At 71.7% G+C, this 24,885-nt stretch carries 27 protein-coding genes, 1 tRNA gene and 1 pseudogene; 14 read left to right on the top strand and 15 right to left on the bottom strand.

The annotated features are described in order from the left end of the window. Positions 1–7: 7 nt before the first annotated feature. Genes kdpC through ABIC29_RS00765 form a run of 3 tightly spaced genes read left to right on the top strand, consistent with a single transcriptional unit; the run spans position 8 to position 3,830 of the window. Positions 8–616 carry a potassium-transporting ATPase subunit KdpC gene (gene kdpC / locus ABIC29_RS00775; RefSeq protein ID WP_116080418.1) on the top strand — a complete coding sequence of 203 codons (609 nt, stop codon included), beginning with the start codon at positions 8–10 and terminating at the stop codon, positions 614–616. 5 nt (positions 617–621) lie between these two features. Next, on the top strand, positions 622–3,126 hold the full coding sequence (locus ABIC29_RS00770; protein WP_116080417.1) for a DUF4118 domain-containing protein: 2,505 nt from the start codon (positions 622–624) through the stop codon (positions 3,124–3,126). After that, entirely contained in the window at positions 3,123–3,830 is a 708-nt protein-coding gene (locus ABIC29_RS00765) for a response regulator (RefSeq protein ID WP_116080416.1), read from the top strand. Before ABIC29_RS00770 ends, ABIC29_RS00765 begins: the two co-directional genes overlap by 4 nt. 45 nt (positions 3,831–3,875) lie before the next feature. On the opposite strand, the gene ABIC29_RS00760 is transcribed toward ABIC29_RS00765, so the two are convergent. Next, positions 3,876–4,457, bottom strand: a complete 582-nt coding sequence (locus tag ABIC29_RS00760; RefSeq protein ID WP_354241866.1) for a DUF402 domain-containing protein — start codon at positions 4,455–4,457, stop codon at positions 3,876–3,878. Positions 4,458–4,490: 33 nt separating this feature from the next. Between ABIC29_RS00760 and rlmC the strand changes: the two genes are divergently transcribed. Then, positions 4,491–5,627 carry a 23S rRNA (uracil(747)-C(5))-methyltransferase RlmC gene (gene rlmC / locus ABIC29_RS00755; RefSeq protein ID WP_116080415.1) on the top strand — a complete coding sequence of 379 codons (1,137 nt, stop codon included), beginning with the start codon at positions 4,491–4,493 and terminating at the stop codon, positions 5,625–5,627. 73 nt (positions 5,628–5,700) lie between these two features. Here rlmC and ABIC29_RS00750 read toward each other — a convergent pair whose 3' ends face one another. From ABIC29_RS00750 to proC, 4 genes are all read right to left on the bottom strand, one after another. Beyond that, the gene (locus ABIC29_RS00750) at positions 5,701–7,008 is read right to left on the bottom strand and encodes a DUF6596 domain-containing protein (protein ID WP_354241863.1); all 1,308 of its coding nucleotides are present in this window, start codon (positions 7,006–7,008) and stop codon (positions 5,701–5,703) included. Then, positions 7,005–7,394, bottom strand: coding sequence for a YciI family protein (locus ABIC29_RS00745; RefSeq protein WP_116082124.1), 390 nt, complete (start codon positions 7,392–7,394; stop codon positions 7,005–7,007). The genes ABIC29_RS00750 and ABIC29_RS00745 overlap by 4 nt, the downstream gene beginning before the upstream one ends. Positions 7,395–7,506: 112 nt before the next feature. Next, positions 7,507–8,853, bottom strand: a complete 1,347-nt coding sequence (locus ABIC29_RS00740; protein ID WP_354241860.1) for a beta-N-acetylhexosaminidase — start codon at positions 8,851–8,853, stop codon at positions 7,507–7,509. Beyond that, positions 8,850–9,701, bottom strand: coding sequence for a pyrroline-5-carboxylate reductase (proC, locus tag ABIC29_RS00735; RefSeq protein WP_354241857.1), 852 nt, complete (start codon positions 9,699–9,701; stop codon positions 8,850–8,852). The genes ABIC29_RS00740 and proC overlap by 4 nt, the downstream gene beginning before the upstream one ends. 22 nt (positions 9,702–9,723) lie before the next feature. Here proC and ABIC29_RS00730 point away from each other — a divergent pair, with 22 nt between their 5' ends. Next, a complete protein-coding gene (locus ABIC29_RS00730; protein WP_116080412.1) occupies positions 9,724–10,686 on the top strand; it encodes a cation diffusion facilitator family transporter in 963 nt (320 codons plus the stop codon). Further along, on the top strand, positions 10,683–11,423 hold the full coding sequence (locus ABIC29_RS00725; protein ID WP_354241854.1) for a glutamine amidotransferase: 741 nt from the start codon (positions 10,683–10,685) through the stop codon (positions 11,421–11,423). The genes ABIC29_RS00730 and ABIC29_RS00725 overlap by 4 nt, the downstream gene beginning before the upstream one ends. Positions 11,424–11,582: 159 nt before the next feature. Here ABIC29_RS00725 and ABIC29_RS00720 read toward each other — a convergent pair whose 3' ends face one another. Next, the gene (locus tag ABIC29_RS00720; protein WP_116080410.1) at positions 11,583–12,368 is read right to left on the bottom strand and encodes an SDR family NAD(P)-dependent oxidoreductase; all 786 of its coding nucleotides are present in this window, start codon (positions 12,366–12,368) and stop codon (positions 11,583–11,585) included. Positions 12,369–12,483: 115 nt separating this feature from the next. On the opposite strand from ABIC29_RS00720, the gene ABIC29_RS00715 reads away from it, so the two are divergent. Then, positions 12,484–13,104 (top strand): TetR family transcriptional regulator, encoded by a 621-nt coding sequence (locus ABIC29_RS00715; protein ID WP_116080409.1) that lies wholly within the window; start codon positions 12,484–12,486, stop codon positions 13,102–13,104. On the opposite strand, the gene tadA is transcribed toward ABIC29_RS00715, so the two are convergent. Beyond that, positions 13,091–13,558 carry a tRNA adenosine(34) deaminase TadA gene (gene tadA, locus ABIC29_RS00710; protein ID WP_354241850.1) on the bottom strand — a complete coding sequence of 156 codons (468 nt, stop codon included), beginning with the start codon at positions 13,556–13,558 and terminating at the stop codon, positions 13,091–13,093. The two genes, ABIC29_RS00715 and tadA, sit on opposite strands and share 14 nt — an antisense overlap. Before the next feature lie 43 nt (positions 13,559–13,601). On the opposite strand from tadA, the gene upp reads away from it, so the two are divergent. After that, complete coding sequence (gene upp, locus ABIC29_RS00705) at positions 13,602–14,234, top strand: uracil phosphoribosyltransferase (RefSeq protein WP_354241847.1); 633 nt, start codon at positions 13,602–13,604, stop codon at positions 14,232–14,234. A 549-nt stretch (positions 14,235–14,783) separates the two neighbouring features. Then, positions 14,784–15,563: a winged helix-turn-helix domain-containing protein gene (locus ABIC29_RS00700; protein ID WP_116080407.1), complete on the top strand. Its 780-nt coding sequence runs from the start codon at positions 14,784–14,786 to the stop codon at positions 15,561–15,563. A 39-nt stretch (positions 15,564–15,602) separates the two neighbouring features. On the opposite strand, the gene ABIC29_RS00695 is transcribed toward ABIC29_RS00700, so the two are convergent. Beyond that, positions 15,603–16,166: a dihydrofolate reductase family protein gene (locus tag ABIC29_RS00695; protein WP_354241844.1), complete on the bottom strand. Its 564-nt coding sequence runs from the start codon at positions 16,164–16,166 to the stop codon at positions 15,603–15,605. A 447-nt stretch (positions 16,167–16,613) separates the two neighbouring features. Here ABIC29_RS00695 and ABIC29_RS00690 point away from each other — a divergent pair, with 447 nt between their 5' ends. Continuing rightward, the gene (locus tag ABIC29_RS00690) at positions 16,614–17,096 is read left to right on the top strand and encodes a MarR family winged helix-turn-helix transcriptional regulator (RefSeq protein ID WP_354241841.1); all 483 of its coding nucleotides are present in this window, start codon (positions 16,614–16,616) and stop codon (positions 17,094–17,096) included. 358 nt (positions 17,097–17,454) lie between these two features. Here the strand turns inward: ABIC29_RS00690 and ABIC29_RS00685 are convergent, their stop codons facing one another. Together ABIC29_RS00685 and ABIC29_RS00680 are read right to left on the bottom strand one after the other, a co-directional pair. After that, the gene (locus ABIC29_RS00685) at positions 17,455–17,778 is read right to left on the bottom strand and encodes a GNAT family N-acetyltransferase (protein WP_116080405.1); all 324 of its coding nucleotides are present in this window, start codon (positions 17,776–17,778) and stop codon (positions 17,455–17,457) included. Between the two features lie 13 nt (positions 17,779–17,791). Next, positions 17,792–19,291, bottom strand: coding sequence for a hypothetical protein (locus tag ABIC29_RS00680; protein ID WP_147309099.1), 1,500 nt, complete (start codon positions 19,289–19,291; stop codon positions 17,792–17,794). Between the two features lie 297 nt (positions 19,292–19,588). Between ABIC29_RS00680 and ABIC29_RS00675 the strand changes: the two genes are divergently transcribed. Together ABIC29_RS00675 and ABIC29_RS00670 are read left to right on the top strand one after the other, a co-directional pair. After that, positions 19,589–20,602, top strand: a complete 1,014-nt coding sequence (locus tag ABIC29_RS00675) for a sulfite exporter TauE/SafE family protein (RefSeq protein WP_354241837.1) — start codon at positions 19,589–19,591, stop codon at positions 20,600–20,602. A gap of 103 nt (positions 20,603–20,705) precedes the next feature. Beyond that, positions 20,706–20,978 (top strand): hypothetical protein, encoded by a 273-nt coding sequence (locus ABIC29_RS00670; RefSeq protein WP_116080402.1) that lies wholly within the window; start codon positions 20,706–20,708, stop codon positions 20,976–20,978. A 133-nt stretch (positions 20,979–21,111) separates the two neighbouring features. Here the strand turns inward: ABIC29_RS00670 and ABIC29_RS00665 are convergent. From ABIC29_RS00665 to ABIC29_RS00655, 3 genes and pseudogenes are all read right to left on the bottom strand, one after another. After that, positions 21,112–21,184: transfer RNA gene (locus ABIC29_RS00665), tRNA-Arg, on the bottom strand. Positions 21,185–21,292: 108 nt separating this feature from the next. After that, positions 21,293–21,694, bottom strand: a complete 402-nt coding sequence (locus ABIC29_RS00660; RefSeq protein WP_116080401.1) for an MmcQ/YjbR family DNA-binding protein — start codon at positions 21,692–21,694, stop codon at positions 21,293–21,295. A gap of 132 nt (positions 21,695–21,826) precedes the next feature. Then, a pseudogene (locus ABIC29_RS00655) lies at positions 21,827–22,465 on the bottom strand (LacI family DNA-binding transcriptional regulator); the annotation flags it as partial. Between the two features lie 75 nt (positions 22,466–22,540). On the opposite strand from ABIC29_RS00655, the gene ABIC29_RS00650 reads away from it, so the two are divergent. Further along, a complete protein-coding gene (locus ABIC29_RS00650; RefSeq protein ID WP_354241833.1) occupies positions 22,541–22,864 on the top strand; it encodes a DUF7882 family protein in 324 nt (107 codons plus the stop codon). Positions 22,865–22,948: 84 nt separating this feature from the next. On the opposite strand, the gene ABIC29_RS00645 is transcribed toward ABIC29_RS00650, so the two are convergent. Together ABIC29_RS00645 and ABIC29_RS00640 are read right to left on the bottom strand one after the other, a co-directional pair. Beyond that, a complete protein-coding gene (locus tag ABIC29_RS00645; RefSeq protein ID WP_354241830.1) occupies positions 22,949–23,341 on the bottom strand; it encodes a DUF7882 family protein in 393 nt (130 codons plus the stop codon). 123 nt (positions 23,342–23,464) lie between these two features. Next, entirely contained in the window at positions 23,465–23,629 is a 165-nt protein-coding gene (locus ABIC29_RS00640; RefSeq protein WP_199471216.1) for a hypothetical protein, read from the bottom strand. A gap of 316 nt (positions 23,630–23,945) precedes the next feature. Here ABIC29_RS00640 and ABIC29_RS00635 point away from each other — a divergent pair, with 316 nt between their 5' ends. After that, on the top strand, positions 23,946–24,827 hold the full coding sequence (locus tag ABIC29_RS00635; protein WP_116082116.1) for an SDR family oxidoreductase: 882 nt from the start codon (positions 23,946–23,948) through the stop codon (positions 24,825–24,827). The last annotated feature ends 58 nt before the right edge of the window (positions 24,828–24,885 follow it).

Below are 24,885 nucleotides of genomic sequence, written 5' to 3'. Positions count from 1 at the left end.
CGACACCATGAGCTCCACTCGCACGACGGTCCGCACCCACTGGGTGGCGGTCCGCGCGATGCTCGTCTTCACCGCGGTGCTCGGCATCGCCTACACGCTCGTCGTCACCGGCATCGGACAGCTCGTGCTGCCGGCTCAGGCGAACGGCTCCGTCGTCCGCGAGGGCGACGAGGTCGTGGGCTCCGCGCTCATCGGCCAGTCGTTCGCGGATGCCGACGGCAACCCGCTTCCGGAGTGGTTCCAGCCCCGCCCGTCGGCCGCCGGTGACGGATATGACGGCGGCGCTTCGAGCGGCAGCAACTGGGGCCCTGAGAACGCCGACCTCATCGCCGCGATCGAGGAACGCAAGGCCCAGGTCGCCGAGTTCGACGGCGTCTCAGAGACGGATGTCCCTGCCGACGCGGTCACGGCCTCGGCGTCGGGTCTCGACCCGCACATCAGCCCCGAGTACGCCCTGCTGCAGGTTGCACGGGTCGCCGGCGAGCGCGGGCTCCCCGAATCAGAGGTGCGCGAACTCGTGGAGTCTAGGATTCAGGCACGGGATCTCGGGTACCTGGGCGAACCCACCGTCAACGTGCTGCAGCTGAACCTCGCCCTCGCCGAGCTGGAGGGGTAGCCACGATGCGGAGGGGGCGGCTTCGGGTCCTGCTCGGCGCCGCCCCCGGCGTCGGCAAGACCTACTCGATGCTCGAGGAGGGCCGGCGGCTGCGGGGCGAAGGCCACGACGTCGTCGTCGCCTTCGTCGAGACGCACGGCCGCAAGGCCACGGCGTCGATGGTGAGCGGCCTCGAGGTGCTGCCGCGTACCACCGTCGAGCATCGCGGCATGGGCCTCGACGAGATGGACCTCGATGCGGTGCTCGCGCGACGGCCCGAGATCGCCCTCGTCGACGAGCTCGCGCACACCAATGCGCCGGGCTCGCGGCACGCGAAGCGCTGGCAGGACGTCGACGAGCTGCTCGAAGCCGGCATCGACGTGATCTCGACGGTGAACGCCCAGCACATCGAGTCGCTCGGCGACGTCGTGCAACAGATCACCGGGGTCGCCCAGCGCGAGACCATCCCCGACGCCGTGCTGCGCGCGGCCGACCAGATCGAGGTCGTCGACCTCGCACCACAGGCCCTGCGCGATCGGCTCGCGGGCGGGCTCGTCTACCCGGCCGAGCGCATCGACGCGGCCCTGTCGAACTACTTCCGGCTCGGAAACCTCACCGCACTTCGCGAGCTCGCCCTGCTCTGGCTCGCCGACGAGGTCGACTCGGCGCTCAAGGCCTACCGGGTCGAGCACGGCATCGACCGCAAGTGGGAGGCGCGCGAACGCGTCGTCGTCACGCTCACGGGCGGGCCAGAGGGCGAGACGCTCCTCCGCCGCGGGGCGCGCATCGCCTCGCGTTCCTCGGGCGGGGAACTCATCGCGGTGCACGTCACGAACCCCGACGGCATGCGCGCACGGCATCCGGGCGCCCTCGACCGCCAGCGCACGCTCGTCGAGCAGCTCGGCGGCACCTTCCACCAGGTCGTCGGCGAAGACGTGCCGCGCGCCCTCGTGGACTTCGCACGCGCGGCGAACGCCACCCAGCTCGTCATCGGCGTCAGCCGCCGGTCGCGGCTCGCAGCGGCGTTCACGGGCCCGGGCATCGGTGCGACCGTCATCCGCGAGTCGGGCGACATCGACGTGCACATCGTGACGCACGCCGCCGCGGGATCCGGGTTCTCCCTCCCGAAGCTCGGCGGGGCGCTCAGCCGTCGTCGGCTCGTCGTCGGCTTCGCCGTGGCGCTCGTCGTCGGACCGCTGCTCAGCTGGCTCCTCGTCACGTTCCACACCGAGGCGTCGATCACGAGCGACGTGCTGGCCTACCAGCTGCTCGTCATCGTCGTCGCCCTCATCGGCGGCATCTGGCCCGGGCTCTTCGCAGCCGTGCTCTCGGGCCTCACGCTCAACTTCCTGTTCGTGCAGCCGACGTACACGCTCACGATCAGCGACCCGAGGCAGCTGCTCGCCCTCGTGTTCTACGTCGCCAACGCCCTGCTCGTGAGCTACGTCGTCGACCAGGCTGCGCGGCGCACCCGGATCGCCAGCCGCGCGGCGGCCGAGTCGCAGCTGCTCGCGACCCTCGCCGGCAGCGTGCTCCGCGGCGAGGACGCCCTGCAGGCGATGGTGACCCGCACCCGCGAGGCCTTCGGCCTCACCGGCGTGCGCCTCGTCGTCGACGGCGAGGTCCGCGTCGCCGACGGCGAGCCGACCCGCAACGACCGCGTCACCGAGATCCCGATCGGCTCCCGCGGCGTGCTCGAACTGCACGGGCAGGACCTCGAGGCATCCGAACGCCGCCTGCTGCAGGTCATCGCCACCCAGATGGATGCCGCGATCGAACACGGTGCGCTCGCGACCGCCGCCTCGGCGGCCGACGCCCTCGCCGAGACCGACCGCGTGCGCTCGGCCCTGCTCGCCGCGGTCGGCCACGACCTGCGGCGCCCCCTCACCTCGGCGTCGGCCGCCGTCAGCGCGCTGCGATCCCATGAGGTCGAGCTGCCGGCCGCCGAACGCGACGAGCTGCTCGCGACCGCCGCCGAGAGCCTCGACGCCCTCGCCGAGCTCGTCACCAACCTGCTCGACGTCAGCCGGGTGCAGGCCGGGGCGCTCGCCGTCACCCTCGCGCCGACCGAGGTCGCCGACGTCGTGCTGCCCGCCCTCGACGAGCTCGCGCTCGGGCCCGGCGACGTCGAACTCGACCTCGCCGACGATCTCGCCCCGGTGCTCGCCGACGGCGTGCTGCTGCAGCGCGTGGTCGTCAACCTGCTCGCGAACGCCGTGCGCCACAGTCCAGGCGACGAGCGCGTGCGCCTCGCCGCGAGCTCGTTCCAGGGCCGGACGGAGGTGCGCGTGGTCGACCGCGGCCCGGGGATCCCCGTCGAGCGCCGCGACGAGGTGTTCACGCCCTTCCAGCGCCTCGGCGACACCGACAACGACACCGGCCTCGGGCTCGGCCTCGCGCTCTCGAAGGGCTTCATCGAGGGCATGGACGGCACGCTGGAGGTCGAGGACACCCCCGGCGGCGGCCTGACCATGGTCGTCACCCTGCCCTCCGCCACGACCCCGCCGACGACGACCGAGGAGCTGCGATGAGGATCCTCCTCGCCGACGACGACGACCAGCTGCAGCGGGCGCTGCGCATCACGCTCGCGGCCAGGGGCTACGAGATCGTCGCCGCCCATGACGGCGCCGAGGCGATCGACCTCGCCGCGAACGCGCACCCCGACCTGATCCTCCTCGACCTCGGCATGCCGAAGGTCGACGGCATCGACGTGATCCGGGCGGTGCGCGCGTGGTCGAAGGTGCCGATCCTCGTGCTCTCGGGGCGCACCGACTCCGCCGAGAAGGTCGAGGCGCTCGACGCGGGCGCCGACGACTACGTCACGAAGCCGTTCGCCATGGACGAGCTCCTCGCCCGCATCCGTGCCAGGGCGAGGTCGACCACCGGTGAGGCGGATGCCGCGGCCCACGCGATCGGCTCGCTCAGGGTCGACCTCGCCGCGAAGACGATCAGGTCGACGGATGCCTCGGGGCGCGAGACCTCCATTCGCCTGACGCCGACCGAGTGGCGCCTGCTCGAGCTGTTCCTCAAGAACCCCGGAAAGCTGCTCACCCGGCAGATGCTGCTGAGCGAGGTGTGGGGTCCGTTCCACGCCAACGACGCCGGGTACCTGCGTCTCTACGTCGCCCAGCTGCGCCGCAAGCTCGAGCCGACGCCCTCGGAGCCGAGGTTCTTCCTCACCGAGCCGGGCATGGGGTACCGCTTCGAGCCGGGGGCCGCTCCGCCGGTCGAGTAGCGACGAAGGCGCGTATCGAGACCCCCGCTCCGCGGAGCCCGACCATCACTCCTCTGCAGGCCGCAGCCCCGCCAGCCGCGCAAGCCACGCGGCGGCGGTCGCCCCGTCGAATGGAGGTTCGCGTCGCTGCACGGCCGCCAGCACCGCATCGGCGTCGGCCCGCACCCGCGCCACCAGCTCCGGCGGGTAGCCGAACTCGAGCGCATGCTCGGCGAACTCGTCCTCGTCGTCGATGAACGCCGGCGCTCCGGCGCGCTCGACGACGTCGAGATCCAGGTCGACGTACGAGACCGTCGAGCCCGCGGCATCCGCTCGCCATTCGGGAGCGGTCGCGAGGTCGACGTAGGTGCCGAGCCCGCGCGGATGGCCGGCGTTGAACGCGGCCGCCCAGCCGGCGCGCGGGAAGAGCGATACGGAGTCCCACGTCGCCGTGAACCCGTGCCCGGGGCGCGCGAACGCGGTGCCGGCCGGGAACCCGACCCAGTCGCCGTGCGCGTCGGCGCCGAGCCAGACGCCGTCGAACGCCCAGTGGGGCCGCTCGAGCCACTTCGTCGCGCGCACGCGCACGGGTTCGCCCGGCACGCGATGAGGTGCTGAGGCGATGGGTCGGTCGTCGGCGTCGCTCACCCGACCACCGTATCCGCGCCTACGCTGGAACCCGTGGACTGCTCCTACTTCGACGCCGGGCGCTGCCGATCGTGCTCGCTCATGGGACAGCCCTACCCGTCGCAGCTCGCCGGCAAGCAGCGGCATGCGGAGGAACTGCTCGCCGCCCACGACGGCCTCGACTGGCTGGCCCCGATCGCCAGTCGCGAAGGCGGCTACCGCAACAAGGCGAAGATGGTGATCGGCGGCACGACGGCGGCGCCCACCATCGGCATCCTCGACGCCGACGGCCACGGCATCGACCTCGAGGCCTGCGGCATCTGCTCCCCCGGCCACCGGGCGGCGTTCCCCGTGATCGCCGCGTTCATCACGCGAGCCGGGCTCACGCCCTACGACGTGCCGAGCCGCACGGGCGAGCTCAAGCACCTGATCCTCACCGAGTCGCCAGACGGCGAGCTCATGATCCGCTTCGTCGTGCGCTCGACCGAGCCGGTCGGCCGCATCCGCAAGCACCTGCCGTGGCTCCTCGACGAGCTGCCGAACGCCCGCGTCGTCACGGCGAACGTGCTGCCCGAGCACAAGGCGGTGCTCGAGGGCGAGCACGAGATCGTGTTCACCGAGGCCTCGACGCTGCCGATGCGCCTCGGCGACGTGACGATGCACCTGCGCCCCCAGAGCTTCTTCCAGACGAACACCGAGATCGCCGAGGCGCTCTACGTCGAAGCGCGCGACTGGGTGCGCGCGCTCGCGCCCGACTCGGCATGGGACCTCTACTCCGGCGTGGGCGGCTTCGCGCTGCACATCGCGGATGCCGCGGCATCCGTCACGGGCATCGAGACCAGCGTCGAGGCCGTCGCGAGCGCCGAGCTCAGTCGAACGGATGCCGCGCTCTCACGGGTGCGGTTCGAGTCCGGTGATGCCACGGCGTTCGCCCTCGGCGCCGAGGCGGCCCCCGACCTCGTGATCGTGAACCCGCCGCGCCGCGGCATCGGTCGCGAGCTCAGCGGATGGCTCGAGGCGTCCGACGTGCGCCACGTGCTCTACTCGAGCTGCAACGCCGCGTCGCTGGCCCGAGACCTCGAGGCGATGCCGTCGCTGCGGCCGGTGCGCGGGCGGGTGTTCGACATGTTCCCGCAGACGACGCATTTCGAGGTGATGGTGCTGCTCGAGCGCGCCGCGGCGGTCGCGTAGCGGCGTCTGCAGGATGCCGCGTCGGTCGAGGAGCGTCGCAGGAGCGTCTCGAGCCCCCGCCGATTCCACGACCTCAGTGCACGGCCCCCGCCCGCCCCAGGCAGAACCGGCGCACGGGCTCGGTCGGCACGACCTCCGCGAGCCGTGCGTACTCCACGGCCGCCTGCTCGCGGTGCCCGGTGCGCCAGGCGAGGTCCGCGAGCGCGAGGCTCGCGTCGAGTGCCGCATACGGCGCCGAGCCGTCGGCGAGCGCCTGCAGGTCGACCCGGATGCCGCGCAGGGCCGCGGTGCGCTCGCCGGACTCCGGTGCGAGCAGGCTGCGGTGCAGTTCGGCGGCGAGGCGTCCGGCCGTGACCGACGGCGAGCCCCAGACGCGTTCGAGCGCGCGGTAGAAGGCGACGACCCGGTTCCAGTCGGTCTCGGCGAAGCTCGGTGCCGAGGTGTGCAGGCCGGCGATCGCGGCCTCGAGCACGAAGCGCCCGTCACCGCGGTCGGCCGCCGCCGCGGCGTCGTCGAGGCCGGCCTCGACCAGCCGCCGGTCCCAGCGGCTCCGGTCGACCTCGTCGAGGGGCAGCGCGGCGCCCTCCGAGTCGAGGCGGCCCGGTCGCCGCGCGAGCCCGAGCCGCACGACGGCGCGGAGTCCGCGCACCTCGGCGTCGTCGGGGTACTCGGCGACGAGCGCGTCGGCGATCGAGAGCGCCTGGCGGCCGAGGTCGTCGAGCGGGCTCTGCGGGTCGAGCACGTCGCGGTGCGCGACCGTGAACATGCCGGCCACGCTCGCGAGGACCACGGGCAGGCGCACGCGGCGCTCGGGCGCCTCCGGCACGTGGAAGCGCCCGCTGGCTTCGGCGAGCGCGCGCTTCGCCCTGGTCAGTCGCGCGGCGGCGGCGGACGGCTGGATGCCGAGATGCGCCGCGATGCGCGGCACGTCGAGCCCGCACACCACGCGCAGCGCGAGCACGAGCCGCGCCTGCTCGGTGAGCGCGGGGTCGCATGCCACGAACAGCAGCGCGACCCGGTCGTCGAGGGCGTCCGCGACGGGCAGGTCGCGAGCGGATGTCTCGGGCGAGGCGTCCGGGTCGGCGAGGTCCTGCCGCAGCGCGCCCGCGAGGTCGCCGGCCAGCCTCTGCACGTGCCGCTGCTCGACGGCGGCTCGCCGGCGGTCGTCGATCCACGCCCGCTTGCCGACCGCCGTGCACCAGGCGGCGAGCGACCCCAGCGGCCGCCCGCCGTCGCCGGCCTGGGCGACGGCTCGTGCGATCGCCTCGGCCGCGTACTCCTGCGCGTCGTCGAGGCTGCCCGTGTAGGCGGCCAGCGCGCGCACGATCCGCGGCCAGGCGTCGACGAAGTCCTCGCCCAGGTCGGCGATCGGGTCGGTCACGAGATCGGGAACACCTTGCGCCACTCGATGTGGCCGCCGGTCGGCACGAGTGCGGCGATGCGACGGGCGAGCGCCTCGTCGTCGGTCTCGACCATGTAGTACCCGGACACGACCTCGCTCGTGTCGGGGTACGGCCCGTCGGAGTAGACCGCGTCCGTCTCGACGCGGTCGCCCGCGCCGGGCGTCACGCGGCCGCCGTGCCGTGCGTTCTGCAGGGCGGAGGCCCCGACGATGCGGGCACCGAGGCGCTCGACGGCCTCCTGGAACACGCGGTGCTCCGCGAAGTTGTTGTGGGGCTCTCCGCCGGGCACTCCCGTGCCGCCGCCGAGGAACGCATCGGAGTCCCAGTCGGGCTCGTGGATCAGGTACAGGTACGTGTCGGTCATGATCGCTCCTTGGTCTTCGCCAGTGACGTTCGTGACGAGGTCCGTCACACCATGGTGACGAGAAGACCGCCCGGAAATCGACATCCGAGCCGAAATGATCCGATCCGTGCGATCAGCGGGCCCTGCGCAGGCTCGACGTCAACCGCTCGAGCTCGTCGATGCGCGACGCCCGGTTCCGCGGCGCGCCGGGCACGCCGGGCCGCTGCTGGTCGGGTCGTGGGCCGTCGAGCGGCCGGTATGCGACGGCCTGCTCGTCGAGCCATGCGAGGTACGCGGGCAGGCGCTGCTCGAACGACGCCCAGTCGAGCGGCCCGCCGTTCCACGCGACCTCGGCGAACGCCCCGAGCCGCGGGAACACGGCGTAATCGAGCCGGTCGCGGCTGTCGAGGTGCTCGGTCCAGACGTTCGCCTGCACGCCGACGACGCGCTCGCGGAGCGTGGACGGCGCATCGGACGGCACCGGGTCGAAGGTCGCGACATCGGCGAGCGAGAGCACGGTGCCGACCGGGATCGGCTCGTCGGCGGCATCCGACTGCCGGTAGTCGAGGTAGGTCCAGAGATCGGGGCAGAGCACCACGTCGTGGCCGAGGCGCGCGCCGAGCTCGGCGCCGACGGGCCCGCGCCACGACGCGACGACGGCGTCGGCCGGAAGGGCGGATGCCGCGGCATCCGCACCCTCGAGCATCTCGTCCCAGCCGATGACGCGTCGTCCGCGCGAGGCGAGGTGCCCGGCGACCTGCGCGAGGAACCACGCCTGCAGCTCCTCCTCGGTGGCGAGTCCGCGCTCGGCCATGAGCTGCTGCGTGCGCGCATCGGCGGCCCAGCGATCCTTGCGCACCTCGTCGCCGCCGAACCCGACCACGTCGGAGTCGAAGACGTCGCAGAGCTCGTCGAAGACCGCGCAGACGAACGCGAGCGTCGCGCCCTCGACGTTCAGCACCTCGTCGTTGATGCCGTAGCGCGTCCACGGCTCGGCGTTGCGCGCCCGCACGGCCTCGACGTCGCCGACGCCGAACTCGGGGTACGCCGCGAGGATCGCCTTGGCATGGCCCGGCACGTCGACCTCCGGCACCACGCGGATGCCGCGGGCGGCCGCGTGGGCGACGAGCTCGCGCAGCTCGGCCTGCGTGTACGAGCCCTCGTGCGGCACGCCGTCGAGCGTCGACTCCGGCCCGTGCCCGAGCTGCGACTCCGATCGCCGACCGCCGACCGCGGTGAGCTGCGGATACGCCGGCACCTCGAAGCGCCAGCCCTGATCGTCGGTGAGGTGCAGCTGCAGCACGTTGAGCCCGTGCGCGGCGAGGAGGTCGACGAAGCGCAGCAGGTCGGGCAGGGGCCGGAAGTGCCGGGCCACGTCGAGCATCACGCCGCGCCAGGCGAACCGCGGCTCGCCGTCGAGGTCGAGCGGCGCGGGCGGCACCTCCGATGCGGCGGACGCCACCGATTCGGGCTCGCTCACGCCCCCGCCGCCAGCTCTCGGGCCCGGGCGAGCGCGGCATCCGTCGCCTCGTCGAAGAGCCGTTCGAGGCCGGCGCCCTCGAGCACGGCGACGGCCCGCTCGGTCGTGCCCTTGGGGCTGGTGACGCGCCGGCGCAGCTCGGTCGGGTCGACGTCGGATGCCGCGAGCAGCTCGCTCGCACCGCGGAAGGTGCCCTGCACCATGAGCGCGGCCTGCTCGGGCGTGAAGCCCTTGCCGACGGCGGCGGCGGTGAGCTGCTCGATGAGGTAGAAGACGTAGGCGGGGCCGGAGCCCGAGATCGTCGAGAGCGCGTCGATCTGCTCCTCGGGGACCACGATCACGTCGCCGACGGTCTCGAAGAGCGCCACGGCGAGCGCGAGGTCCTCGTCGCTCGAGCGCGTGCCCGCGGCGACGCCGGTGACCGCACGGCCGACGAGGGCGGGCGTGTTCGGCATCGAGCGGATCACGGCGACCGACGACGGCAGCAGCGACTCGAAGGTGGCCACCGTGACGCCCGCGGCGACCGAGACGACGACCGCGTCGGGCTCGAGCGCGTCCGCGACCTCGCGCAGCAGGTCGGGCACCATCGCTGGCTTCACGGCGACGACCACGATCTTCGCGCCGGCGACGGCCGTGCGGTTGGCCGCGGCATCCGTCTCGGTGGCGTACGCCGTGACCCCGTCGAGCGACGACAGCTCGTCCGCGTTGGCCGCCGAGCGATTCGTGGCTCGGATGCCGCCCTCGACCTCGACGCCCGGCTGCAGCAGGCCGTGCAGCACGGCCTTGGCCATGGATCCGGCGCCGAGGAAGGCGATCGTGGGCAGCGTCACTGGGGCTCGGTCCGACATGCGTCCATCCTAGGATTGGCGCATGAGCACATCGGGCGGCAGCAAGGCGATCGTCGCGGCACTCCTCGCGAATCTGGGCATCGCCATCACGAAGTTCATCGCGTGGTTCTTCTCGGGTTCGGCGTCGATGCTCGCCGAGGGCATCCACTCCCTCGCCGACTCGGGCAACCAGCTCCTGCTGATGCTCGGCGGCCGCCAGGCGAAGAAGGCCGCCGACAAGGAGCACCCGTTCGGCTACGGCCGCGAGCGCTACGTCTACGCCTTCGTCGTGTCGATCATCCTGTTCTCCGTCGGCGGCGTGTTCTCGATCTACGAGGGCATCGAGAAGCTGACCCACCCGCACGAGCTCACGAACGCCTGGCTGCCGCTGCTCGTGCTGGCCGTCGCCATCGTGCTCGAGTCGTTCTCGCTGCGCACCGCCGTCAAGGAGTCCAACCCACTGCGCGGCCGCATGAGCTGGGTGCAGTTCGTGCGCCGGGCGAAGGCCCCCGAGCTGCCCGTGGTCCTGCTCGAGGACGTCGCGGCCCTCACCGGCCTGGTCTTCGCGCTCCTCGGCGTCGGCCTCACCGTGCTCACGGGCGATCCGACGTGGGACGCCGTGGGCACCCTGGCGATCGGCGCGCTGCTCGTGCTCGTCGCGGTCATCCTCGGCATCGAGACGAAGAGCCTGCTCGTCGGCGAGGGCGCGACCGAAGACGACGTCGCGAAGATCGAGCAGGCGATCAACGCCGGCCCTGAGATCGAGCGCATCATCCACATGAAGACCCTCTACCTCGGCCCCGACGAGCTGCTCGTCGCCGCCAAGCTCGGCTTCGGCTCGGACCAGCCCCTGCTCGAGGTCGCGGCGGCCACGAACGTCATCGAGCAGCGCATCCGCACGGCCGTCCCGTCGGCGCGGGTCATCTACATCGAGCCCGACGTCTACGTCGACCCGAACCTCGTCGCCCCGCCCACCGACGCCATCGTCATCAAGGGCCTCGAATGACGGATGCCGCGGCGCACGTCCGCCGCACGGCCCTCGTCCTCCGCCACGACTCCACCATCGGCCTCGGCAACCTCGGGCCCACGCTCGAGGCGCACGGCTACGACGTCGTCACGATCGACGCCCCCGTGACGGATGTCGCCGCGCTCGACCCGTTGGCCGCCGACCTCGTCGTCGTGCTCGGCGGCGAAGAGGGCGCCTACGAGACCGACCGCTACCCCTACCTCGCCGACGAGCTGCGGCTGCTGCGTACGCGCATCGACGCCGAGGCCCCGGTCTTCGGGGTGTGCCTCGGCGCTCAGCTGCTCGCGGCGGCGCTCGGCGCCCGCGTGTACCGCGGCGAGCGCAAGGAGGTCGGCTGGCTCGAGGTGACCCCGACGGCCGCGGGCGAGCGCTCCCCCGTCCGGCACTTCGCCGGCGTGCCGGCCGTGCAGTGGCACGGCGACACGTTCGACCTGCCAGAGGGCGTCGAGCGGCTCGCCTCCAGCGACCAGTACGCGAACCAGGCGTTCCGCCGGGGCGAGTGGCTGCTCGCGGTGCAGTTCCACCCCGAGGTCACGGCCCGCATCCACGAGGACTGGCTCACGGCTTGGGGCGACGAGCTGCCCGCGTACGGGCTCACCAGCGCACAGCTGCGTGCGGAGCGCGCGCACCTCGGACCTCGCGCGGAGGCGGCATCCGCAGCCCTGCTCGGCGACTACCTCGACGGCATCGAGTCGCGCGCCGAGGCCGCCGCCTGACCCGCGCGCACTCATCCACGCAAGGCATCGCACGCAATTCAGGCGAACGACGCCGGATCAGGATGGAATCGCGTGATCCGTCCTGAGCCGGCGACCTTCGCCTGATCAGACGTTCGCCTGATCCGGCACGTCCCTCCGGATCAGGCGCCGCCGACCGGCTCAGAAGTGCGTGCCGCCGTCGATGCGCACCTCGGTGCCGGTGACGAAGGCGCCGTCCTCGCTCGCGAGCATCGCGACGACGCCGGCGACGGCCTCGGGTCCGGCGAACCCCTGCGTGATGGCGGGCGCGAGCTTCATGAAGAGGCCGAAGTCGGCGTCGGCGGGGAGCCCGGGGCCCTGGCTCTGCTTGCTCTCGCCGGATCCGTCGGTCATGCCCGACGAGATCGACCCGGGCTGCACCGAGTTGAAGCGGATGCCCTGCTTCGCGTACTCGGCCGCGAGCGCGTGGGTCATGGACTGCACGCCGCCCTTGCTGGCCGCGTATGCCGACATGTACGGGTGCGCGAACGCCGCCGACGTGGAGCTGAAGTTCACGACGGCCGAGCCGTTGCCCTCGAGCAGCGCGGGGATCGACTCGCGGATCATGAGGAACGTGCCGACGAGGTTCACGTCGATGACCTGGCGGAACTGCTCGAGCGTCGTCTCGTGGGTGTGCGAGGAGCGCAGGATGCCGGCGGCGTTCACGAGCACGTCGAGTCCGCCGAGCGCGGCGACGGCTGCGGCCACGCCCTCGCGAACGGATGCCTCGTCGGAGATGTTCACGACGACGGTGGTGAGGCGCGTGCCGTGCTCGCCGGCCTTCGCGACGGTGTCGGCGAGACCGGCCTCGCTCACGTCGGCGGCGACGACGGTGCCGCCCTCGGCGAGGATGCGGAGGACGGTGGCCTGGCCGATGCCGGACCCTCCTCCGGTGACGAGTGCGCGGCGACCTTCGTAGCGGTTCATTGCTGGCGACCTTTCGAGTCGGGTGACGTTTTCATACACGCTACGCCTGCATGGCACGTTGTGTCACTTAGGCGCGATACGCCACGAGCGAACCCCGATCGCGTACGCTTCGAGGGTGGACGAGAAACCCCCGACGCTGACCGAGCGCCGCAAGGCCGCGACGCAGCTCGAGCTCGCCCACGCAGCCGCCCGCCTGTTCACCGACCGAGGGCCCGACGCCACCACGGCAGAGGAGATCGCGGCGGCCGGCGGCGTCGCCCTCCGCACGTTCTACCGGTACTTCCGCACGAAGGAGGACGCGGTCGCCCCGCTGCTCACCGTCGGCGCCGACCGGTGGCGAGCCCTGCTCGCGGCATCCGACCGCTCGCTCGACCCGCTGACCGCGATCGAGCACGCGATCGTCGAGGCCCTCTCGCCGACGGACGACGAGATCGACGGTGCGCACTGGATGCGCGGTCTCCTCCGCGCGGGTGCCGACGACCCCGCGCTCATGACCGTCTGGTACCGCGTGAACCGCGAGTCCGAGGCGAAGCTCCACGGCGTGATCGCCGAACTGTCCGAACCCGCGATCGACGCGGTCACCACGCGGCTGGTCGCCGCCGCGGCGACCGACGCGATCCGCGTCGCGTTCGAGACCTGGGCCGAGACGGATGCCCCTCCGCACGGCCCCGATGGCCCCGCAGCGCTCGCGGCACGGAACTTCAGGCGCCTCTCGGCCGGCCTCAGGGACGCCTGACCGGATCCCCGAAGAAGTCGAGCAGCACCTTCGCCGCGGCATCCGCCTCGATGCCGGCGTAGACCTCGACGCGATGGTTGAGGCGCCGGTCGCGCAGCACGTCGTAGAGCGAGCCGGCCGCCCCCGCCTTGTCGTCCCAGGCGCCGAAGACCACCGTGGGCACCCGCGCGGCGAGGATCGCGCCGGCGCACATCACGCACGGCTCGAGCGTGACGACGAGCGTGCAGCCCTCGAGCCTCCATTCGCCGTGAGCGGCCGCCGCATCGCGCAGGGCGAGCACCTCGGCATGCGCGGTCGGATCGCCCGTGAGCTCGCGTTCGTTGTGCCGTGCCGCGATCACGCGGCCCTCGGCGTCGACGACGATCGCCCCGACGGGCACGTCGCCCGTGGCCGGCGCGAGCTCGGCCTCGGCGAGTGCGGCTCGCATCCACTCGCGATGGATCGACTGCTCCATCGGCCCTCCCTCTGCGATGACGCTGCGAACTAGACTCGAGCCTATGCGAGTCCACGTTGCCGACCACCCGCTCATCACCCACAAGCTGACGGTGCTTCGCGACGTGAACACCCCGTCGCCGGTGTTCCGGTCGCTCGTCGAGGAGCTCATGACGCTCCTCGCCTACGAGGGCACGCGCGGCGTCCGCGTCGAGCCGGTCGACATCGTCACCCCGGTGGCGCCGACCACGGGCCTGCGCATCGCCGAGCCGAAGCCGCTGATCGTGCCGATCCTCCGCGCCGGGCTCGGCATGCTCGAGGGCATGGTCAAGTTGCTCCCGAGCGCCGAGGTCGGCTTCCTCGGCATGGCCCGCAATGAAGAGACGCTCGAGCCCACGACGTACGCCGAGCGCCTGCCCGACGACCTCTCCGACCGCCAGTGCTTCGTGCTCGACCCGATGCTCGCCACGGGCGGCTCGCTCGCGGCCGCCATCCAGTTCCTCGTGAAGCGCGGGGCGACGGATGTCACGGCCATCTGCATCCTCGCAGCGCCCGAGGGTCTCGCCTTCCTCGAGAAGGAGCTCGAGGGCCACGACGTGACGATCGTGCTCGGCGCCCTCGACGAGCGCCTCAACGAGCTCGGCTACATCGTGCCCGGACTCGGCGACGCCGGCGACCGCCTCTACGGAACCGTCTGACCCTTCGGGCGTTCGCCGACGTCGTGCGCATGACGTTCGCGCGCGGTCTATGCTGCGCGAACCACTCGCCGCTGGCCGAAGGATCTTCGGCTGATTCGCCGCAGGGCCAGAATCGGTCGTAGATCATTTTTTTCGAAGGCCCGATTTCGCAGCTTCTTCCGCAGCAGGGGTCGGCTCGGCTGATCCTCCCGGATGCCGCCACGCAGCCTGCACCGTCTGCGCCGTCACGATGCGTCATGCGATCGTCACGGATTGACACATCGGGGCGCGTCGGATTGACTATCGCTCATGACTGACACCGCACGCACCCTGACCGCCCCCGAGGCTCTCAGGACGACCGGCATGATGATGTCGGCGCGCGCGCCCATGTGTTGTCGAATGTGCCGCTGACCGCGACCTGACCGCCGAGTCGCCGTCGCCGATCATCTCTTCGATCGGCAGCGACTCCCCGAACCCCGTTCACCCGGGTTCGAACTCCGGCCCTCCGGCCATCGCTCCACCCCGTCGTACGGGGTGTTCGCTGCACCTTCTTCACGCAAGGAATCCATCATGTCTCTCGCTCTCGCTCCCGTTCGCACCTCCGCCGCCATCGACCGCGCCGAGTCCGCGCGCACCGGGGCCCCTCGCATCAGCGGCTCGGCCATCCGCAGCGCCGCCCCGCTCCAGGCCGCGCCGGCCGCCGCCCCCCTCGCCGAGCGGGCACCCCGCGTCCGCGCCGTGCCCGAGGGCACCGAGGCGCGCGGCTTCGTGCTCTACGTCGGCATCGACGAGTCGAAGGCCGACACCGACGGCACCACGCTGCACCGCATCGTCGAGGCGCTCCGCGCACTCACCGGCGAAATCGCCCCGTCGGCCGAGACCTACGCCGCGGTCGCCCTGGCCCCGGCCGGTGCCGGCGGTCGCGATGTCGACGTCGTGCGCCTCGCCCTCCAGGACCCGGCCGCCCTCGCCAAGCAGCGCGACGCCGGCGACGCCCGCACCGACGCCGACCGCCACCCCAACGGCGTGATCATCGACATCTCGCGCAAGCGCGTGCTGCTCGACGGCGAGCCGGCCGGCCTCACCTACAAGGAGTTCGAGCTGCTGCAGTTCCTCGTGCTCCGCGAGGGTCGCACGATCGACCGCCACGAGCTCATCGACAACCTCTGGGCCGGTGAAGAAGAGGTGCCGAGCGAGCGCACCATCGACGTGCACGTGCGTCGTCTGCGCTCCAAGCTCGCGCACTACCAGGACATCGTGCGCACCGTGCGCGGCGTGGGCTACCGCTTCGACCGTCACGCCGACGTGTCGATCCGCCAGGCCTCGACGCCCTCGCCCGACCTGTACTGATCCGCACCGCCTGATCCGCACGGCCGCACGCGTCGCGGGCTACCCGCCGCGTCGCGGCCGGTAGGCGAGGTACACGACGCCGCCGCTGTATCGACGTTCGTCGACCAGTTCCAGGTCCAGCCGGATGCCGGCGGGCAGCGCTGGGGTTCCGCCGCCGACGATCACCGGCGAGAGGAACAGCCCGATCTCGTCGACGAGCCCGGCCCGCAGGGCGTTGGCCGCGAGCGTCGGACCGCCCACCGAGACATCCGCCGCGGACGCCTGGAGCAGCTCGCGCACGGCTTCGGGGTCGAACGCGCGGACGACGCGCGTCCGGGCGCTCGTGGCCCGATCGAGCGTCGCGGAGTAGACCACCTTGTCGGTCGCCCGCCAGAGCTCGGCGTACTCGCGGATCACCTCCGGTGCGCCGTCGACCGGCATGTGCTCCCACGCCACGAGCACGTCGTACATGCGCCGGCCGAGCAGCATGGTGCCGATCTCACGCTGCTGCGCGTTGGCCGCCGCGTGCACGTCGAGGGGCGGCATCGCCCAGTCGAACCCGCCGTCGGCATCGGCGACGTAGCCGTCGAGCGATGCGATCACCGTGTAGACCAGCCTGCCCATGAGCGCCCCCTTCGGGCGATCATGGCCCGATCCGGTCCGTTCGGCAACCCCGACCGACCACAGCCGACGGGCACGCCGTCGAACGCCTCGTGACGCTCGACCTGAAGGCCCGGACCCTCGCGATCCTCCCCTCACGGCCCCCTCGGGGAAACCTCGCTGAAAAATCACAGATTGATAACTAGCGCCCGTTACCTATCCGTTATATATTCGTTGTGCACCGACTGTTTGCTGTGGCGGTCGGTGTGGAATGTGATTGCAGGACACTCTTGGTGCAAGGGTGAGGGTCGGACGTCAGCCTCTACGTCCGGCCCTCATCCATTTCCGGGCCTGACCCATTTCGCGCACTCGGTTGCCTATTCTGGATACCGGGTCCCCGACGCCGCATCGCATCGCCGCCTCGCGTCGCCGCGTGGACTCCGCCGCCGTACATCGAGTCGAAGGAGTCGCGTGACCGATCGAGTGATCGCCGTCGCAGCCTGGGAATCCCTCTTCCGCGCGCAGGTCACGGTCATGCGCGCGCTGGCCGACACGTTTCCGACCGGGCTCATCTCCCTCAACGAGTACGACGTGCTCTTCAACATCTCGCGCTCGCCCGGCCGCCGGCTGCGGCTCAAGGACCTCAACCGCTCCGTGCTCATCAGCCAGCCGAGCGTGAGCCGCATGCTCGACCGCCTCGCCGCTCGCGCGATCGTGACCAAGTCGCCCGATCCCGACGACGGCCGCGGCACCATCGTGGCGATGACCGAGCAGGGCTTCGCGCTCTACCGTCGCGTCGCCATCGAGCACATGGTCGCGATCGAGCGCAACGTCGCCGCCGGCCTCGACGAAGACGAGCTCCTCGCCCTCACCGACCTCTGCCGTCGCATGCGACTCGCGATCGCCGAGCCGCTCATCGGCGAGCCGACCGAGTCACCCGCACATCACGCCTGATCGATCGCCGATTGCTGGTCGCCGATCGCCGGTCGCCGGTCGCCACACCGGCACTGCTTCCGCAGCGAGCTCGCGCGGCGGACCCGGGCTCCGCTGGAGCGCATCGCATCGCCCGGCAGGCGGGACAGTGGGACGGGAACCCTACCTCCCGCCCCACTGCGGCCTCTCTGGAGGCCACCCCCGGCCGAGCGACCCGAACTGAGCTCGGCGAGGCTGTCCAGAGGGAGTGGGTCATTTCCTGATCCCCGAACCGCGCAGGGCGGACCGGTCGGTTACGGGCCGACTCTGGTCTGATCGAATCGTATCCCCGCGCGTCCCCGCGCACACCGCCCCGAATGAGGGGCAATCTGGCGGATCCTCAGGGCCAGTCGACGGAGGACTCGTACTCGGCGTGGTGGCGCAGGTACTCCGCGATGAAGGGGCACCGGGGCACGATCCGGAGCCCACGGGCCACGGTGTCGTCGAGCGCGAACTTCGCGAGGCGGCTCCCGATGCCACGCCCGCCGAACGCGGGATCCACGACCGTGTGCGTGAAGGTCACCGCCGACGGCGACGGCACGAACACCGCGACGCCGGCCTGGACGCCGTCGACGGTCACGACGTAGCGGCGCGCGGCATCCTGTCGTTCGATCTCGATGGCCTCGTCGCCGTCGCTGGGTTCGGGTCGCACTGCATCGCTCATGGTAGGTCGCTCCTCAACTCGGGGTGGGTTCCAACTCTGCACCCTCGGGCGGGTGATCGTGGATCGACGAGGAGTCGGGGCCGCGCACCCGCGTCGCGAGACGCCCACCGCCCACTCGGGCCCCGGGCGCGAAGACGCGGGCCGTAGCGGGTCGGGACACCGCAGGACCGGCGGGCGGCTCCGACCTGGCGCTGCGCACCCGACGGGCGACGCCGCGCTGGGCGACGTGCAGGGCCGCGAGCGCCGCGCCCGCGGCATCCGTCGCCGTGGCCTTGATGGTGGCCGGTTCATGCGACATGACCGTGATCGCGATGAGCCAGATGAAGATGAGCGAGAACGCGACGATCTCGAAGACCGTGAGGCTGAACTGGTGGAGCCCGTCGTAGAGCACCATCGCGCCCGCCTCGACCACGACGAAGCCGACCGAGAGCACGACGAGTCGCCGCGGCGCGGCGGGCACGAGCAGCCGCAGGCTCAGCGCCGGCACCGCGAAGCACACCGCCGCGCCGAGGGCGAAGGCGTCGTGCACGCCCGTCGCGGTGTCGATCGGCACCAGTCCCACGCCGGCGAGGCAGAGGCCCAGCAGCACGACGCAGACCCGCAGCACCCGGATGCCGCCCGCCGAGGCCCCGAAGCGGGGCGACGCGAGTCCACTCGTCAGCGCGCGGGCCAGCAGGACCATGGCGAGCCCCGAGAGCACCGCACCGGCGTTGAACGAGAAGGCCGCCACGTCGTCGGTCGTGCCCAGCGTGCTGAAGTTCAACGCCCACCACGAGCCCGTGCCGGTGAGGCTCATGCTCGCGATCGCGCCGGCCGCGAGCGTGAGCGCCGCGAGGTTGAACGTGCGGTACGCATGATCGTGCACGGCCACCCGGTGCAGGCAGAAGACGGCGAGCGCGAGCCCACCGCCGAGCACCGCGGCGACCACCCACTGGCCGCCAGGCACCGGGTTGAAGGCCGCGGCCGAGAAGTGCACGCCGAGCGCCGCGGCGGCGAACCAGGAGCCGGCGGCGAGCACCGCGCGGTTCTCGGGCGTCGAGTGGAAGCCGAAGTCGTGCAGCAGGTCGACGCCCGCGCGCGACGCCGACGCGATCGTGAGGGCCACGAAGACCGCGACTCCGGCGCTCACGCCGATGAGGATCGCGCCCGCGTGCCGGTCGTGCCAGGCGGCGTCGACGGGCATGCCCAGCCGCGGGGCGAACATCTGGAACACGGCCACGCCGAGGAACAGCGCGATGAGGATCGCGAGCACGCGCCGCATGACGGTCGCGGTGGCGTGGTCCCGGAGCGCGTCGAGGCGCCGGCGGGCCTCGCGACGCCTGGCCGCGGCATCCCGCTCGCCCTGCCGCACGTCCGGATGCCACGGGGCCGCGATCGACCCCCGAACGTCGATCGCTCCCTCGACGTCGCGACGTGCATCAGGTCGCGCCACGCCGAGCATGGACCGCTCGTCGATGACGGCGGTCGTCTCTGCCGACGCCACCCGAAGACCCCCTGAGAACCGTACGGCCATGCTCCGAGCCTTCGCGGACTTGTTCCACAACTTTGCACCCGAGCGTAACCGGACAGACCGGCACAGGGTAGTCCCGCGTTGTCCGATGGAGGCGCTGCACAGCGAATCCACAGGATGCGGAGACTCCCCTCCGCACCGCTCGCACCTCGCGTCCGACCGGCCGTCGACGCAGGCGTTCCCGTATTACGTCGCGCTGCGTCACGCGGGGACTTGCTTCGACATGACGGTTGTCGGCCCGGCACGCACCCTCATAGATTCCCGGATGATCCAGTCCTCAACTCTCGGAAAGAAGGCGTGATGCAGACCCTCGTCCTCCTGGCGCTCGTCGGGTTCGCCGCCCAGCTCGTCGACGGCGCGCTCGGCATGGCGTACGGCGTCACGTCGACCACGCTGCTGCTCGCGATCGGCGCCAACCCCGCCGCGGCGAGCGCGTCGGTGCACCTCGCCGAGATCGGCACGACCCTGGCTTCTGGCGCCTCCCACTGGCGCTTCGGCAACGTCGACTGGAAGGTCGTGCTCCGCATCGGCATCCCGGGCGCGATCGGCGCGTTCCTCGGAGCGACCGTGCTGTCGTCGCTGTCGACGGACGCCGCGAAGCCGCTCATGGCCGGCATCCTCCTCGCCCTCGGGGCGTACCTGCTCGTGCGCTTCACCTTCCGCGCGCTGCCGAAGGTCGACTCCGCGAAGCCGCTGCGCACGCGGTTCCTCGCTCCCGTCGGCCTGATCGGCGGCTTCCTCGACGCCACCGGCGGCGGCGGCTGGGGCCCGGTCGGCACGCCCGCCCTGCTCGCCTCGGGCCGCATCGAGCCCCGCAAGGTCATCGGCTCGATCGACACCAGCGAGTTCCTCGTCTCGGTCGCCGCGAGCATCGGCTTCTTCATCGGCCTCGGCGCCGAGGGCTTCGACCTCGGCTGGGTGCTCGCGCTCCTGGTCGGCGGCGTGCTCGCCGCCCCGCTCGCCGCGTGGCTCGTGCGCAAACTGCCCCCGCGCCTGCTCGGCTCGCTCGTCGGCGGGCTCATCGTCTTCACGAACGCCCGCACGATCCTCATCACCGTCGAAGCGTCGCCGCTCGTCACGAACTCCGTGCTCATCGCCATCGTCGTGATCTGGGCCGCCGCCGTCGCCTTCGCCGTCCGCACGCTGCGCAACGACCGTCGCCTCGAGGCCGAGGCCGCCACGTCCGACGCCGACGCCTCCGAGGCCGACTCGGTGACGGATGCCGCAGCGACCGCCTCCTCCGACGGCACCGCCTCCGCCGACCAGCGCCTGGTCGCCGAGAACGCGGGAGGCACGGGCCCCGACCCGCGCTGACCGACACGGCACGACGAGCGAGGCCCCCGATCCGCGGAACGGGGGCCTCGCTCGTCTCTGTCAAGCCCGTGCCGCTTCGGCGCGCACGACGTACGGTCGCAGGATGAGCGACACCGATCACCCCACCCCGCCCGCAGACGCACCCGACGGCTCGACGAACATCTCCGAGGAACGGAAGCGGTACACCGAGCGCCTCGGCGACGGCTCCCCGAGTGGCGACGCGACCGAGGATCCCGAGCAGGACACCGACACCGCCTCGGGCGGCGAACCCGACGACGGACGCGACGCCGACGCGCCCACCAAGCCCGAGGACGTCGACCTGGAGACGGGCACCGACGCCGACGGCGCGCCCATCGAGAACCCGTCAGGCGGATGAGGCTGCGGTTCCGACCGCGCAGTCGCGCGACAGCGGGAGGCCGCTGACGACCGCGGTGCAGCCGGGAAACGAAGAACGGCCCGCCGAGGCGGGCCGTTCTGCACTGTCTCAACCAGTACTGGTGCGATGCACGTGCGCCCGGAGGGATTCGAACCCCCAACCTTCTGATCCGTAGTCAGATGCTCTATCCGTTGAGCTACGGGCGCGTATGTTGAGTTTGGTGCTGCTCTGCGCTGTGTCCAGCAGCAGGCAACCCCGTTACTCTATCCCACACTTCGCGCGGGCGCCAATCGAGCGCGAACCGCCCCGAACGTTCACAGCGAGCGCTCAGGAGCCGGCCGCAGCGCGTCGAGCGCCACCAGCTGGCGCTTCAGCGCGACCTGCCGGTAGGAGGTCTCGATGAGCTCGGCCAGCAGTTGCCAGTCGGTGCGGGAAGCGTCGAGGTCGGTGCCGACCCAGTGGTTGCGATCGAAGTACGGCACGCCGTAGAACCGGTCGTCCTGCACGAGCGCGCGATGCTCTTCGGGGTCGGTCTTCACGACGATCGAGAACGGGCGATCCATGCTCGCGCCGAGGTAGGTGAAGATCGGCTTGGCCGCGCGGAACGTTGGCCGACCCCATGCCTCGACCTCGACGGCCTCCGGCAGCTCGAGGCAGAGGCTCCGAACGCGCTCGACGAGCGGATGCCGCGGGTCGACGACTTGGGGATGCTCCACGGCGTGCAGACTACGCCCGCCCCGCGACATCCGTCATCGCCGCAGCCCCGCTCCGCGCAGGAAGAGCCGCTGGAAGATGAGGAACAGCACGACGGGGATCAGCGTCGAGATCGCGAGCGCCGCGAGGAACACGTCGAGCTCGACCCCGTGCCGCTCGGCCATGCGCATGGCGACCTCGTGCTTGCGCCGCGAGGGGATGTGGTCGCGCGGCCCGAGGAGGATGCCGATGCGCTCGTGCCCGAGCTGCACCAGGTGCCCGAAGGCCTGCTCCAGCGACGTGACGTCGTCGCACGAGACCGTGGCGAACCCGATGCCGTCGACGGGCGCGTTCACGAGCACGGTCGGCAGCTTCAGCTCACGCAGGTGCTCGTAGTGCTCGTGGTTCGCATCGGCCTGCGCGTACGCGCCGCCCGCGAAGATCACGCCGGACACCTGATGGTGCAGCAGCAGCTCGACGTAGTCGGTCTCGGAGATGCCGCCCGCCGTCTGGATGCACAGCACGGGCGTGTACCCGTTCTGCGCGAGACCGCCGCCGATCGACTCGGCCAGCGCTGGGAAGATCGGGTTCTGCAGCTCGGGCATGACGAGGCCGACGAGCCTCGCCCGTTCCCCGCGCAGCTTCGTCGGCCGCTCGTAGCCGAGCACGTCGATCGCGGTGAGCACCGCGTCCCTCGTCGAGGCCGAGACGCCGGGCTTGCCGTTCAGCACCCGGCTGACCGTGGCCTCGCTGACACCGACCTTGCGCGCGAGATCCGCGAGTCTTCTCGACATGGCGCCATGCCAGCGGGACGACGCAAGAACTCGACAGCGTCGTGGATCCCGGCGCCGGTCGGTTACAGTCTCGACATGGGCAAGCTCATCTACAACTCCTCGCCGCGCGAAATCGAGATCGAAGATCGCACGCTCGCCCACCTGCGAGTCGCGATCCTCAACAAGCTGCGCAGGTCCGAGAGCTTCTCGATGACCTGGGAGCACGGGGTCTCGAACGGCAGCGGTCGCACCACGTTCTGGATCCACGAGTCGATCCCGCTGCAGTTCGTGTTCAGCGGCAACCGTCCGCCGAAGCTGAACCGGCTCTGGATCGAGCAGCTGCTGCTGACGGCGAACAGCACGTCGGGACTGCAGTACGTGCCCGAGCCCGACGAGGACGACCCGATCGACGCGGACTGACGAGACCGGCCCGGCCGACCATAGGTCCGGCCGGGGCGCGGACCGGACGAGGCGCCACCGGCCCACCCGCCTGCGGCGCAGGACTCAGGCCGTGGCTTCGGGCTGGGCGCCTTCGACGGGCTGCACGTCGACGCCCACCTGCACGGGCTGGTCGGCGATCGTCGCGATGGGGTTCGTGTCGAGGTGCTCGGGGACCAGGCGGATGCCGCCCGTGCTGTTGGCCGAGCGCATGAGGTCTTCGATCCACTCGCGACTGAGCTCGGGCGTCTCCGGCTCGTCGAAGACGAATCGCAGCGGGATCGACGGGTGCAGCCAGAGCGTGCTGCGGCCCCGGGGCTGGTCGTCGGTGTGCTGCCACGAGAGCGTGAAGCTCTCGCCGCGGCGGAGCTTGGTCGTGATCGCGACCTTCACGTGCGCGAGCGCGCGATCTTCGATGCCGATGGGCGTACCGGAGTCGCCGTAGTAGAGGGTTCCCACCGGAGAATCATAGATCCGCCGACGGCCTTCGGAACACAACTCCCGGACGATGAGCCGCGCGGCGCGCAGACGACGACGGCGCGGGCGCCCCGAAGGGTGCCCGCGCCGCGAAGTCTCAGTCGATCAGACGGTCTTGCGACCGCCGATGAAGCGCACGAGCCACACGATGACCGCGATGGCCAGGAGCACGAGGCCGACCCAGAGCAGGAAGTTCAGCGACTGCACGAATCCGCCGGTGAACAGCAGGATGATGGCGACGATGGCGATGATGGCGACGAGGATGTTCATGATCTCTCCTTCTCATGATCCGCCGCCCGGATGCGGGCGACGGACGTTCGGCCTCCGGCTGATCTGCGATCGCCGGAACCTCGGGGCGGATGCGCTCCGTGCACTCCACGTTAGGACGACCGGCCGATCGGGTGCTGGGGGTTGACCGGTCGCCGCGCGACCTGCTAGATCACGGGCGCGTTCCTTCGTCGTGCGTCGGTGCGCAGTGCGGTCCGGAGCCGGCGAACCGCCCCACCCTGCGCTGTCAACCCCTCGGCGGAGGGTCGCGGGCGCCCGTAGCGTGAAGACGGATCGCAGGGAGACGTCGACGATGCTGATGAACACGAAACTGGTCGATCCGACCACCAAGCACACCACCGATCCGTTCCCGAAGCAGGAGCAGGATCCCCCCGGCCTCACCGGCCGGATGACGCCGCAGCCCGACCACGGCGAGCAGAGCTACCAGGGCAACGGCCGCCTCCACGGGCGGCGCGCGCTGATCACCGGCGGCGACTCGGGCATCGGGCGCGCCGTTGCGATCGCCTTCGCCCGCGAGGGCGCGCAGGTCGCGATCTCGTACCTGCCGAGCGAGCAGGCCGACGCCGAGGAGACGGCGGTCTGGGTCGCCGATGCCGGCCGCGACCCGCTGCTGCTGCCGGGCGACCTGCGGAGCGAGGCGCACTGCATCGAGCTCGTCCACGACACCGAGGCGGCGTTCGGCGGACTCGACCTGCTCGTACTCAACGCCGCCCACCAGCGCGACCGCGGCGGCATCGAGCAGATCCCGACCGACGACTTCGAGCGGGTCATGCGAGTGAACCTGTTCGCGCCCGTCTTCCTCGCGCGCGCGGCCGTGCCGCACATGCAGGCCGGGGCGTCGATCATCACCACGTCGTCCATCCAGGGCTTCGACCCGTCGTCGTCGCTCGTCGACTACGCCATGACGAAGGCGGCGCTCGTCGCGTTCACGAAGGCCCTCGCCGAGGAGCTGGGGCCGCGCGGCATCCGCGTGAACGCCGTGGCGCCCGGGCCGATCTGGACCCCCCTGATTCCAGCCACCGGATGGCCCGACCACCTCCCCGACTTCGGCCACGACACCCCGCTCGGTCGAGCGGGCCAGCCCGCGGAGCTCGCAGGCGCGTACGTCTACCTGGCGTCGGACGACGCGTCGTACGTCTCGGGCGCGGTGCTGCCGGTGACGGGCGGGCGGGGACTGTGACCCCGTCCGCCTCCCGCGCCCTCCAGCCCGGAGCCGCGAACCGCGAACACGGAGAGGA

The sequence above is a fragment of the Agromyces sp. PvR057 genome, from assembly GCF_040547485.1.
GTDB lineage: Bacteria > Actinomycetota > Actinomycetes > Actinomycetales > Microbacteriaceae > Agromyces.
Note: the sequence above shows the minus strand (reverse complement) of the source record. Positions and strands in the feature narration are given on the sequence as shown.